This is a genomic window from Duganella radicis (assembly GCF_009720825.1).
Taxonomy (GTDB): domain Bacteria; phylum Pseudomonadota; class Gammaproteobacteria; order Burkholderiales; family Burkholderiaceae_D; genus Rugamonas; species Rugamonas radicis.
This window is the reverse complement of sequence record NZ_WNKY01000006.1, coordinates 10,271-23,163: the sequence shown is the minus strand read 5'-3', so window position 1 is coordinate 23,163 and position 12,893 is coordinate 10,271. Positions and strand designations below refer to the sequence as shown.

Here is a 12,893-nt window from a genome sequence, read left to right as displayed (position 1 = left end):
TCCAGGAAGCTAGTTCACGGCTTTTGGTAGCCGTTTGCTATCCACGCGGAAGCGGATGTTGCGCTTAGTTTAAAGTTCAGCGCCACCCGCACGCGCGCCAGCTGTTCCCCGTACTGATCGAAGGCGCTGAGGGTGGCGTACGGGTCGTCCTCGTCCGGCGTGATGTCGAGGCAGACCCTGATGTCGTCCACGCTCACGCTCTTGTGCAGCTGGGCGTGCAATTGCTGCTCGTGGCGGCGGAGCACCTCGTTGGCGGTCTTGACCAGCGTGTTGAAGGCGTTCACGTCCAGTGGCTTGGGATTCTTCTTGTCGCGCCCCATGGTCCAGGGGCCGACCAGCGCCGGCTCCGGCTCGCCATCCTTGATCATGGCCACGGCCCAGCCGTCGTCGTCTTCGTTCTTGATCACGCGGGCGGTCCAGCCATTGCCTTGCCACAGGCGATCTTCCTGCGCCGGCGCGCCATGGTCCAGATCTGGGTAGTCGTTGCTCATACTTATGGTCGTTTCGAAAGAAAAGTCGGGGTGGAATAATAAGCGGCCCTCAGCGTAACAACAATAGGAAGCCGTCAATGATGCGCAAGATAGTCCCCGCCCTGCTGGCCGCCGCCTGCGGCAGCGCCCTGGCCCAGCACCAGGTGCAGCTCTACGGCCGGCTCAACGTGGGACTGGAAAGCCTGCAAAACGACGGCGCCCGCCTGGCGCGCCTGAGCAACAACCGCTCGGTGCTGGGCTTCCGCGGCGAGGAGGACGTGGGCGGCGGCGTCACCGTGCTGTTCCAGATCGAGGGCACGCTGGCGCCCGACACCGGCGCCGGCAGCCCGGCCGCGCGCGACACCCGCGTCGGCATCGCCGGGCCGGCCGGCACCCTGTTCGCCGGCAACTGGGTCACGCCCTACAACGGCGCCACCGCCGGCCTCGATCCGTTCTACCCCACCACCGCCGGCTACATGAGCATCATGGGCAACGGCGCCGCCGCCACCGCCAGCAACACCAGCGACACCGCGTCCTTCGACCGCCGCCAGCAAAACAGCGTGCATTACTGGACGCCGGTCTGGAACGGCTGGCAGCTGCGGGTGGCGCAGGGCGTCGGCGAGGAGCGCCCGGCCAATGGCGCCAGGCCGTCGCTGAGCTCGGGCGCGCTGGTGTACCAGCAAGGCGCGTGGTACGCCAGCGCCGCCTGGGAGCGCCACCACGACTACCAGGGCCCGGGCCTGAACGACAGCGCCGCCCGGCTGGGCGCGGCCTACCGCTGGGGCGACACCCGGGTGGCGCTGGTGGCCGAGCGGCTGCGCTACGCCACCATGGCCGGCACGCTGGATCGCAACGATATTTACGCCGCGCTGACCCGGCAGCTCGGCCGCCACGCCATCAAGCTGGGGCTCGGCCACGCCGGCGACGGCAGCGGCAGCGCGCCGGACGGTGCCACCGTCGGCTACGCCCGCAAGGGCGCGCACACCGGCGCCACCCATGCCACCGTGGGCTACGACTACACCCTGTCCCAGCGCAGCGCCGTGTACGCCTACTACAGCCAGCTGGCCAACCGCCGCAACGGCGTGGCGGACTTTGCCATCAACAGCCTGGGCGCGCGGCCGGGCGCCACGCTCAAGGGTGTGGCGCTGGGACTGCGGCACAATTTCTGAGGCCAGCGCAAAAGCCCGCAACGCAGGCGGGCTTTTTGACTGAAGCTCGGGCGACCTCAGCAGGTCATGCAGGGTGGCCGCTCCGTGATGGGCGGCTTCAGCGGTGTGACGCGCGGGTCGATGGCCGGCTCCGGCATCTGGTAGCTGAACGGCGTGATGATGATAGGCGGTATGGTGGGAGGCGCCGAGGGCGGGCCTTTCGGGCCGCCGCCGGACAGGCGCTGGGCGCTGCGCTGGCGCCGCGTACATTGACGTGCCGAAGGGATCGATTGCCCCTCGCTCATTGCTAGCCAAGCCATGTTCATGCCCTCCGTGTGCAAGTGAGATTATCAGTGTAGACCACCATAACTTTAAATCAAGGTGGAATCCCGCCGCCGGCGCCGCTCATCGCGGCGCAATCGCGTTCCATCCCGCAAATTTGCCGGTCTGTCGCAATCCGATGGCCGATGCCGGCCGGCATCGGTACAGTTCAACCATGCCAAACGGCATCACAACACAACGAATCGGGGTCACGCCATGAACACCAAAGCCAAAAAATTCATCTTCGCCGCCTTCATTTTCCTACTGGCCGTTGCCGTGTGGCAGTCGGTGTTTGGCGACGGCATGCACGTCAACATCGATGGCGATGAAATCGACGGTCCGCTGGGCGCGCTGCTGGCCCTGCTGTTCGGCGGCGCCGGCATGCTGCTGGCCGGCGTGATCATGACCTGCGTGGCGATTTTCCTGTGCCTGCTGTTCGCCAGCCTCGGCGTGCTGGCCGTGTTCGGCGTCGGCCTGGCGGCCGTGGTCGCGGTGGCGCTGGTCTCGCCCCTGCTGCTGCCGCTGCTGATCCCGGTCGGCCTGTACTGGCTGTTCGTCAGCCGCCCACGCAAGCAGCGCCTGCAAGCGACCATGCAACAGCCGGTCTAAAGCTTTACACCGGAAGCGGCCGGGACCTGATGCCCCGGCCGATCCGCCTCCACATCCATCAATTCCACCCGGTTGCGCCCGCCACGCTTGGCGCAGTACAAAGCCTGATCGGCACGGATCAGGGCCGGGTCGCCCCCCGGCGTCCTGCCGCCCATCGCCGCGATCCCGATGCTGACCGTGATGTCCAGCGTGGCGCCGTCATCCAGCCGCATCGGCGTCTGCGCCACCCGCTGGCGCAGACGCTCGGCAAACACCGCCGCCGCATCCAGCTCGGTGCCCGGCAGCAGGATGGCGAATTCCTCGCCGCCGATGCGGCCCAGCATGTCGATCTTGCGCTGGCTTTCGCGCATCAGGTCGGCCAGCTGGCGAAGCACGGCGTCGCCCGCCGCGTGGCCGTGTTCATCGTTGATGCGCTTGAAGTGATCGATATCCAGCAGCAGCACCGCCGCGCAGGCGCCGATGTCGCGCTGGAGCCGCCCCTCCTCCTGCTGCAAGCGCCCCATGAACTCGCGCCGGTTCGGCAGGCCGGTGAGGAAGTCGGTGGTGGCCAGCACGCGCAGCTCGTCGTCCATGCGGCGCCGCTCGGTGATGTCGAGCGTCGAGACGATCACGAAGTCCAGGCTGTGGGTGTGGCCCGGCATCACCAGCAGGGTCAGCTCATTGAGCCGCGCCACCCCGTCCAGCCGCTCGAAGCTGCCCTCGCCGGCGAAGAAGTGCCGGCCCTGCGCCAGCGCGGTGACGGCGCGCGCGAAATTGGGCATGGCGGCGGCGTCGAAGTTTTGCGCCAGGCTCAGCTCGCCCAGCTCCTTGCGGCCCGGCGGCGCCGCCACCTGCGCCAGCGCGGCCGCGTTCACATCCATGATGCGCACCAGCGAGGCCAGCCGCCGCAGCTGGCTGGGATTGGCCTGCAGCCAGGCGCCCAGATCATCGACGCCGGACAGCTCCAGCTCGGCCAGCGCGGCGCGCACGCCCGACCAGTCCTGCTCCCACAGCGCCACCGGCGCGTGGTCATACAGGCTGCGGAAGCGCGCTTCGCCGGCGCGCAGCGCCACCGCCGCCTGCGCCTGCTCGATGGCGATGCCGGCCAGCCGCGCGCCCTGCTCGATCAGCGCGATGTTGGCCAGGCTGGGCAGGCGCGCCTCGCGGTGGTAGATGGCAAACGTGCCCAGCACCGTGCCATGGGTGCTGATGATGGGGTCGGACCAGCACGACCCCAACCCGGCCTGCAAGGCCACGTCGCGATACTCCACCCACGACGGCGCGTTGCGGATGTCATCCACGATCACCCGGCTGCGCGTCAGGACGGCCTGGCCGCAGGCGCCCAGTCCGCCCAACAGCGGCTTGCCGTGCACGGCGGCGTTGAAGAAGGCCGGCAGGCTGGGCGCCGCCCCCACCAGCAGGCGCTCGCCGCGCTCGTCCAGCAGCAGGACGCTGCACAACATCTCCTCGTTGTCGGCCTCGACCCCGCGCACCACGCTTTCCAGGATGGTTTGCAGCGGCGCGCCGGTGGCCAGCAATTCCAGCACCTGGCGGCGCGTCTGCTCGCGCTGTTCGATGCGGGTGCGCTCGGTGATGTCGCGGAACGACCAGATGCGCGCCGGCTCGCTGCCCAGTTGCAGGCCGCGCGTGGTCTTCTCGATCACGCGGCCGTCCTTCAGATGCAGCACCTCGTGCGCCTCCGCCAGCGGCACGCCGCGCTGCACGCCGGGCAGCGTCAATTGCGCCGGCGGGTCCAGCCGCAGCCCGCAGTCGGGATGGCGCAGCTGCGCGCGCATGTGCGCCATCAGCACCGCGCCGTCGCTTTGCCAGTCCAGTTGTTCCGGCACATCCCATAGCTCGCGGAAGCGGCGGTTGGAGTTGAGCACCGTGCCGTGCAGGTTGTCGACCAGGATGCCGTCGATGGTGGAGTCCAGGATGCTGCGCAACATGGCCTGGCTGCGCTGCGCGCTGTCGGCCAGCACCATCAGCGTGGCCTGGCCCTCCTGCAATTCCCCGGCCAGCGCGCCGCTGCGCTCCTCGCCCTGGCGCGCCCGCACGCGGCCGCGCGCCAGCAGCCAGGTCAGCCACGCCAGCAGGAAGCTGATCGCCACGCCCACGGCGGCGCTCTGCTGCGCCCGGTCGGCGCGCGCCGAGGCCGCCGCCGGCATGGCGATGCGCAGCGTCCAGCGATGATTGGCGATGCTGATCTGCTGGCGCGTGCTGCGCAGCCCGGCGCCGGCGTGCGGCACGCTGTCGTACATCAGCGCCTCGGGCGCGACGGCGTCGCCGTCGTAGATTTCCACGTCCAGCGCGGCGATGCGCGGGCCGCCCAGCCCCGCCATCAGGTCGCCCACGCGGAACGGCGCATACACCCAGCCGCTGATGGCCGCGCGCCGTTGCGCCAGCGTGGCGATCGGCTGCGGATGGTTATACAGCGGCAGCACCATCAGGAAGCCGGCCTGCTCCTGTTCCAGCCCGGCCTCCTGCACCAGCCGGATCTTGGCGCTCATGGCCGGCTGGCCGGAATCGCGCGCCTGCTCCAGCGTGGCGCGGCGGCGCGGCTCGGAGGCGGCGTCAAAGCCGAAGGCGCTGCGGTTGTTGTCGTTGAACGGTTCCAGGTAAACGATGGGGGCATACCAGGCCCGCTCGCCGGACGGGAACACATGGTAGTCCGGATAGCCGCCACGCCGCACAATGGCTTCGTGCGCCTCGCGCTGGCGCCCGCCGACCAGCTGCATATAGCCGACGCCGTGCACCCCGGGGAAGTGGCGGTTCAGATCCTGTCCGGTGAGATAGGTGCGGAATTCATCGCGATCCACGTACTGCGAGCTGGCGAACAAGCCCTGCACGCCATACAGCACCTGCACATAGGTTTGCATGCGCTGGTCGAGATTGTTGACCAGCTCGCGCACGCGGCCGTCGAAGTCGGCCTGCGCGTCCTGCTCGGCGTCGTCGGCGGCGCTGTGCCACAGCAGCGCGGTCCCCCCCAGGCAGCCCGTCAGCACCAGCGCCGGCAGGATCGCCGGTGACAGCAGATCCTGGAGCCAGCGGCGCAGCCGTGCCTGGGTGGCGGTGGGCATTTACACCTCGGTGCCCACGAACTGATGGTAGCCGCGGGCACGCAGCGCGCAGGCCGGGCAGGTGCCGCAGCCGTAGCCCCAGTCGTGCAGCGCGCCGCGCTCGCCGAGGTAGCAGGTGTGGGTGCCGTCGCGGATCAGGTCCACCAGGCGCTGGCCGCCCAGCTCCTGCGCCAGCTCCCAGGTCTGTTTCTTATCGCGCCACATCAGCGGCGTTTCCAGCTTGATGCGGGTGTCCATGCCGAGGTTGAGCGCCACTTGCAGCGCCTTCATGGTGTCGTCGCGGCAGTCCGGATAGCCGGAGAAGTCGGTTTCGCACATGCCGCCCACCAGCACCGTCAGGCCGCGGCGGTAGGCCACGGTGGCGGCCACCGTCATGAACAGCAGGTTGCGGCCGGGGACGAAGGTATTCGGCAGGCCGTTGGCCTGGGTTTCAATCGCGATGTCATGGGTCATCGCGGTTTGCGAGATGGCCGAGATCAGCGACAGGTCGATCATGTGGTCTTCGCCCAGCCTGGCGTCCCACTCGGCGGAATGTTCGCGCAGGCTTTGCAGCAGTTGCGGGCGCACGGTCAGCTCCACGGCGTGGCGCTGGCCGTAGTCGAAACCGATGGTTTCAACCCGGGCGTAATGCTTGAGCGCCCAGGCCAGGCAGGTGGTGGAGTCCTGGCCTCCGCTAAACAGGACCAGGGCGGAATCGGTAGGCAGCATAGTTCTTTTTCCAGATGAAGCAATATTATTAGTACGCCATCTTTCTGGGCAATCCGGTAACATGCACACTAGCGTACACCCGATGGAGTCTCATGTTACCGGCATCACCTGCAAAAAAATGGACAGGACCACGAATTTTGGCACAAGTTGTGACAAAAGGTGCTGCCTGCCTCGGTGCGGCCATGCTGGTCACGGTGGCACAAGCGGCCGACGGCCTGAAATACGAAGTCCGTATCGACGCGCCGGGCGAGGTGCGCGAACTGCTGGAACAAAACCTGGACCTGATGCGTTTTCGCGGCAATGACCGCATGGACCGCGAACAGCTGCAACGGCTGGTGCGGGTGGCGCCGGAGCAGATCCGCACGCTGGTGGCGACCGACGGCTACTACTCGCCGCAGGTGAGCGCGCAGCTGGACCGCGAGACCGGCACGCCGCTAGTCACGGTCAAGGTCACGCCGGGCGAGCCGGTGCGCGTGGGCGAGGTCGATCTGGAACTGCAAGGCCCTGCCGCCGCCACCGACCAGCAAGCGCTGAAGGCCGCGTGGCCGCTGAAAAAAGGCGCGGTGTTCAGGCAGGGCGACTGGGAGGCGGCCAAGCGCGCGACGCTGCGTTCAGTGGTGCAGACGCGCTATCCGCGCGCGCAGCTGGTGGACAGCCAGGCCACGGTCGACCCGGAGGCGCATCTGGCCAATCTGCGGGTGGCGATCGACAGCGGCCCGGAGATGCGCTTCGGCGAACTGCGCATCGAGGGCTTGAAGCGCTACCCCGCCTCGGTGATCAGCAACCTGAATCAGATCCACCCCGGCGACTATTACAGCGAAGCGGCGCTGCAATCGTATCAATCGCGCTTGCAGGACACCGGTTACTTCGCCAGCGTGGAAGTCAGCGCCGACATGAGCGCGATCCTCAACGAGCAGCTGGACGCCGCCGCCATGACGCCGGAGCAGAACGCGGCCGCGCCGATGGCGCCCCTGCCGCTGCTGGTGCGCGTGGTGGAGAACAAGCGCAAGAACGTCAGCGCCGGTATCGGTTATTCGACCAACACCGGCAACCGCGCCTCGCTGACTTACGATGATTTGTCAGTGTTCGGCCTGCGCATGAAAAGCGCGCTGACGCTGGAGACCAAGAAGCAGACCGCCAGCAGCAATTTCTATTTCCCGGTCACGCCGGAAGGCTATAACGACAGCATTGGCGCATCGTTTGAGCGCAGCGATATTTCAGGCGAGGTGACCAGCGTGGCCAGCGTGGCCGGCAAGCGCACCTGGGGCACGCCGCTGCTGGAGCGTTCGCTGACACTGGAGCTGCTGACCGAGACCAAGACCATCGGCGGCATTCCGTCCAGCCAGAGCAAGAGCTTGCCGCTGACGTATGGCGTCACCTGGCGCAAGCTGGATAACCTGCTGTTCCCGACCAAGGGCTATGCGCTCAACGCGCAGCTGGGCGGCGCGCTGCTGCCGGTGCTGACCGACGAAGCCTTTGTGCGCGCTTATCTGCGCGGCGTGGCGTACCTGCCGCTGGGTGTCAGTTCGAATGCCATCTTCCGTGGCGAGGCCGGTGCGCTGGCCTCGCGCGACAAGAACGGCGTGCCGGCGGTGTATCTGTTCCGCGCAGGCGGCGATCAGTCGGTGCGCGGGTATGCGTATCAGGAACTCGGCGTGCCATTGGATGGTGCGATTACCGGCGGCCGTTATCTGGCCACGGCCAGCGCGGAGTATCAGTACTGGTTCAAGCCGCAGTACGGTGCGGCGGTTTTCTATGATGCGGGTAACGCCGGCGATACGGTGAGCGCCTTGCATCCGAAGTCCGGCTACGGCGTCGGCGCGCGCTGGAAGAGTCCTGTGGGGCCGATCAATGTCGACGTGGCGTATGGCCATGCGGTGCACAAGTATCGTTTGCACTTCTCGTTGGGGTTCACTTTCTGATGGCTGATCAAGAGCAAAAACCGAAAGCGCGTTGGCCGCGTCGCGTGGCGATCGGCCTGGCGGCGTTTGCGCTGCTGTTGTTCGGCGCCTTCTGGCTGCTGGGCCGGGAGTCGACCTTGCAGCAACTGGTGCAGCGCATCGCCAATGCCAGTGGCGGGCAGATTACGGTTACTGGCGTGAGTGGCTCGCTGTATCACCGCATGCACATCGATAAGCTGGTGTATCGCGATAAGGGTACGGTGGTGACGGCGGAGCAGATTGATATCAACTGGTCGCCGTTGCAGTATTTTTCGGAAGGGTTGACGATTAGTGAGCTGCACGCGCGCAGTCTGGTCGTGCAGAGTAGTGGTCCGTCCGAGCCGGCGAAGATGCCCGCGTCGCTGGCCTCGCCGATCAGGTTGAGCATCTCCGACGGCCGGCTCGACAAGCTGACCTTGAGCAGCGAGAGCGGCAGCGACGTGATCGAACGCCTGCGCTTCAAGCTCGATGGCGACCGCACCGCGTGGCGCGTGCAGCAGGCGTCGGCCCATACGGCGTTTGGCGACATCCAGGCCGAAGCCACCATCGCCGGCGTCAAACCGTTCGCGCTGCAAGGCAAGGCCACGCTGACCTACGGCGCGGCGGCGAGCGGCGCAGCGCCACGAGATGCGGCTGCCGGCGGCGCGAACGCAACGGCCCGCCCGGAGGCTGCGGCGGGCGGCGTGGGCGCGGCGCGGTTGGCGGTGCAGGTTGGCGGCGATCTGGCGCTGATGACGCTGAAGGCGCAGGGTGCGGCGAATGGCGCGAGCGGCGAGGCCGTCGTCGCGCTGGCGCCGTTTGACGCCATCATTTTGCACTCGCTCGACCTGACCGGCCGCGATCTCGATCCCGCCGGCTTCGATGCCAGCTGGCCGCAAGCGAAATTCAGTCTTAAACTCACCGCCGCTATCGCCAGGGATCAAAAGCTCTCCGGCCAATTCGCCCTGCTCAACCAGGGCAAGGCCGCACCGCTTGATCAGGAAGGCCTGCCGCTGCAAGCCTTCAGCGGACGCCTGGACGGCACCCTTACCACCTCCTTGCTGGACAACGTCCTGCTCGACCTTGGCCCAGCCGGCAAATTCACCGGCGGCGGCAAAGTCCAGCGCAGCGGTCCGGAAGCCGGCATCGATGCCGCCACCTTCAAGCTGCACACCGACCGCGTCGACCTGAAGAACCTCCACACCAGCATCAACAAAACCGCCGTCGCCGGCGACATCACGCTCACCAGCACGCCGAAACAGCAATCGCTGCAAGCCACGCTGGCCGACAAAGGCCTGCGCCTCGACCTGCAAGCCACGCTGGCCGACGCCCTGCTGCAACTGCATCAGGCCCGCCTGCAAGCGAGGAAGGGTAGCATCAGCGCCACCGGGCAGGCCAGCCTGAAAGACAAGCAGCCGTTCAGCGCCAGGCTGACCGCCGACCACTTCGATCCCTCCGCGCTCGGCCCCGGCTATCCGATCGCCGATCTCAATGCCGACATCAGCGCCAGCGGCGCGCTGGCGCCGGTGTGGCAAGTGGCGGCGAGCTTCCAGATCAAGGCCAGCAAGTTGATGGGCCAGGCGCTGACCGGCAACGGCAAGCTGAACGCCGACGCGCGCCACATCAGCGGCGTCGATGCGCACCTGTCGTTGGCACAGAACACGGCGGACGTCAGCGGCAGCTTCGGCGCACCGGGCGAACAATTGCGATGGAAGGTCGATGCACGCCAGCTGTCTGCAGTGAGCAGCGATTTACTGGGCGCGATTGCGGCCAGCGGCGTGGTGACCGGCACCATGCAAGCGCCACGCAGCAGCTTTGAAGCCGACGCGCGCGGCCTGGGACTCGCTTCCGCCAAGCGGCCGTCGGATAGCCTGATCCACGCCGCTGGCGATGTGGTGATGGTCAAAGGCACGCCGGAGCTGAAACTGAACGGCAGCATCCAGCGTCTGAACCCGGCGTCGTTTGGCGCGGCACAGGCGGGTGCCGTCAACGCCACTTTCAGCGGCGATGCACGGCTGGCCAGCGATTGGCGCGCGGGGGTGAACCTGACCTTGCAGCCGTCCACGTTCGCCAACGCACCGCTGTCGGGCTATGCCAGGCTGACGGCGTCCAGGGGAAGCGTCAGCAATGCCGACGTGGACCTGCATCTGGCCTCCAACAGCCTGACGGCCAAGGGCAGCTTTGGCAGCGCGCTCGATAAGCTGGAGTGGAAGCTCGACGCGCCACAACTGGGTGCGCTCGGCCCGCAGTTCGGCGGCGCGCTGCATGCCAGCGGCACCGTGTCCGGCACCAGCGCGCGGCCGGCGATCGCGCTCACGCTCAACGGCAGCAACCTGCGCGCCCCCGGCCAGCAGGAAATCGGCACCATCAAAGGCAGCGCGACGCTGGGCAACACCATCGCCATGGCGAACGGCACAACCGGCGGCAGCCCAACAGCCAGCGCGGCACGCGGCGGCGTGGGCGCGGCACGCGGCAACGCGGCGGCGGCGCGTGGCGGGATGTCGGGCGCGGAGGTGATGGCGGATGTGCCGCTGGTGAGCGACATCGACATCACGCGCTACGTGTCGCCAGCCATTTCGCTCGACCGCGTGCGGCTGCAAACCAGCGGCACGCGCTCGGCGCACGTCATCCAGCTGAGCGCCGCCAATCCGGACTTCGACGCCGCGTTGCGCGTCAAAGGCAGCTGGGCCGACGATACCTGGGCCGGCGCCATCGATACCCTGCAAAACAAAGGCCGCTTCGCCCTGACCCTCGCCGCGCCGGCGCCGCTGAAGCTGGCCGCCCCCGAAGACACCGGCGTCGCCGGCCTGCTCAAGCCCGAGCAGATCGCGCTGGGCGCCGCCACCATCAACCTGCCCACCGGCTCCGTGCGCATCGACTACCTCGAAAAGAACGGCGCCGCCTGGCGCAGCAAAGGCCAGGCCGCCGGCGTGCCGGTCAACTACCTGGCCCAGCTCTCCGGCGCCTGGCGCGACAACGTCCGCAGCACCATGACCATCGGCGCCGACTGGGGCCTCAATCTGCAAGCCGCCACCCGCTCACTGGCCGGCGGCGTCCACGTCTACCGCGAGCAGGGCGACCTCACCATCATCGGCGCCGACCTGCCGCAAGCCCTCGGCCTGCGCACACTGGACGCCCGCGCCGACGTCACCGACAACACGCTGCGCGTTCAGCTCAACGTCGATGGCACCCGCGCCGGCCAGGCGAAACTGGACGGCAGCGCCCAACTGCAAAACGGCCGCCTGGCCGACGACAGCAGCTTCACCCTGAACGGCAGCGCCAACATGGGCTCGCTCGCCTGGCTGGCGCCACTGGCGGGCCAACCGGGCCTGGAAATCGACGGCACGCTGAAAATGGCCATCGGCGGCAGCGGCACCATCGCCGCGCCACAGCTGAGCGGCGACATCACTGGCGATAAACTCAGCGTCAACTGGCTCGATCAAGGGATCAAACTGCGCAACGGCCAGCTGCAAGCCCACCTCACCGGCGACCAGCTGCAACTGCAAAAACTGGCCTTCGACGGCGCCCAGGGCCGCGCCCAGGCCGATGGCTGGATACGCTACGCCGGCAACGAAGCGACCATGCAGCTCAAACTCAGCGCCGACAAACTGGAAGTGCTGTCGCGCCCCGACCGCATCCTCACCATCAGCGGCACCAGCAGCCTGATGCGCGACGCCAGACACTTCCAACTGGACGGCAAATTCCGTGCCGACCGCGCCAACATCGAGCTGGCCGGCGCCGACACGCCCACGCTGAGCGACGACGTGGTCATCCTCGGCAAAGGCAAAGCCCCGGCCAAAGCGCCGCAAGGGATGCCGCTGAATATCGACGTGGAAGCGGACCTCGGCAACGACTTCACGCTCAAAAGCAAGGGGCTGGAAGCGCAACTGGCCGGCACCGTGCGCATCCGCGTGGCCGACCGCCGGCCGCCGCGCGTCAACGGCAGCATCCGCGTGGTGAACGGCACCTACGCCGCCTACGGCCAGAAACTGGTGATCGACCGCGGCGTGATCAACTTCACCGGCGCGTATGATAACCCGGGCCTCAACATCCTCGCCGTGCGCCGCCGTCCGGAAGGCGAGGCGCTCAGCGAAACCAATGTGGAAGCCGGCGTGGAAGTGCGCGGCACGGCGCTGGCGCCGCAGGCCAAGCTGGTCTCCACGCCCACCGTGTCGGACAGCGACAAGCTGGCGTGGCTGGTGCTGGGCCACGGCATCGACAACACGCAAGGCAACGACATGGCCCTGCTCAGCACCGCCGCCGGCGCGCTGTTCGGCGGCGCCGGACAGGGCAAGCTGGCCAGCGCCCTGGGCGTGGATGAGCTGGGCGTGGGACAGGCCGCCGGCACCTCAACCGCCGGCGCGGCGACGGGGTTGCAGAACACCGTGGTCACAGTCGGCAAGCGCCTGTCGTCACGCGCCTACCTGAGTTTTGAACAGGGCGCGGGCACGGCGACCAGCCTGGTCAAGCTCAAGTACAAGCTGAACCCGCGCATCACGCTGCAATTCCAGACCGGCACCAACAACGCGCTGGACGTGCTCTACACCTGGGCGTTTGATTAAGAAGGATTGTGGTCCGGTATGGGATCATCCTGCGGCGCCGGGTGCGGTACGTTCGGCGGCGCAGGGTCGTCCACGGGCGTTACAGGATCGGGGGCGC

8 protein-coding genes are annotated in these 12,893 nt (G+C 67.7%); 4 read left to right on the top strand and 4 right to left on the bottom strand.

All coding sequences use genetic code 11. The features are described 5' to 3' along the window. Positions 1-14: 14 nt before the first annotated feature. Complete coding sequence (locus tag GM676_RS08150) at positions 15-491, bottom strand: hypothetical protein (protein WP_155463034.1); 477 nt, start codon at positions 489-491, stop codon at positions 15-17. Positions 492-568: 77 nt separating this feature from the next. Between GM676_RS08150 and GM676_RS08145 the strand changes: the two genes are divergently transcribed. Next, positions 569-1,639: a porin gene (locus tag GM676_RS08145; protein WP_229262589.1), complete on the top strand. Its 1,071-nt coding sequence runs from the start codon at positions 569-571 to the stop codon at positions 1,637-1,639. A gap of 56 nt (positions 1,640-1,695) precedes the next feature. Here GM676_RS08145 and GM676_RS08140 read toward each other — a convergent pair whose 3' ends face one another. Continuing rightward, complete coding sequence (locus GM676_RS08140) at positions 1,696-1,938, bottom strand: hypothetical protein (protein ID WP_155463033.1); 243 nt, start codon at positions 1,936-1,938, stop codon at positions 1,696-1,698. 217 nt (positions 1,939-2,155) lie between these two features. On the opposite strand from GM676_RS08140, the gene GM676_RS08135 reads away from it, so the two are divergent. After that, positions 2,156-2,548 (top strand): hypothetical protein, encoded by a 393-nt coding sequence (locus GM676_RS08135; RefSeq protein WP_155463032.1) that lies wholly within the window; start codon positions 2,156-2,158, stop codon positions 2,546-2,548. Here the strand turns inward: GM676_RS08135 and GM676_RS08130 are convergent. Beyond that, a complete protein-coding gene (locus GM676_RS08130; RefSeq protein ID WP_155463031.1) occupies positions 2,545-5,607 on the bottom strand; it encodes a CHASE domain-containing protein in 3,063 nt (1,020 codons plus the stop codon). The genes GM676_RS08135 and GM676_RS08130 overlap by 4 nt on opposite strands. Beyond that, the gene (gene queC, locus GM676_RS08125) at positions 5,608-6,315 is read right to left on the bottom strand and encodes a 7-cyano-7-deazaguanine synthase QueC (RefSeq protein WP_155463030.1); all 708 of its coding nucleotides are present in this window, start codon (positions 6,313-6,315) and stop codon (positions 5,608-5,610) included. 182 nt (positions 6,316-6,497) lie between these two features. On the opposite strand from queC, the gene GM676_RS08120 reads away from it, so the two are divergent. Further along, positions 6,498-8,237, top strand: a complete 1,740-nt coding sequence (locus tag GM676_RS08120; RefSeq protein WP_229262596.1) for an autotransporter assembly complex protein TamA — start codon at positions 6,498-6,500, stop codon at positions 8,235-8,237. Beyond that, positions 8,237-12,796, top strand: coding sequence for a translocation/assembly module TamB domain-containing protein (locus tag GM676_RS08115; protein WP_155463028.1), 4,560 nt, complete (start codon positions 8,237-8,239; stop codon positions 12,794-12,796). Before GM676_RS08120 ends, GM676_RS08115 begins: the two co-directional genes overlap by 1 nt. The last annotated feature ends 97 nt before the right edge of the window (positions 12,797-12,893 follow it).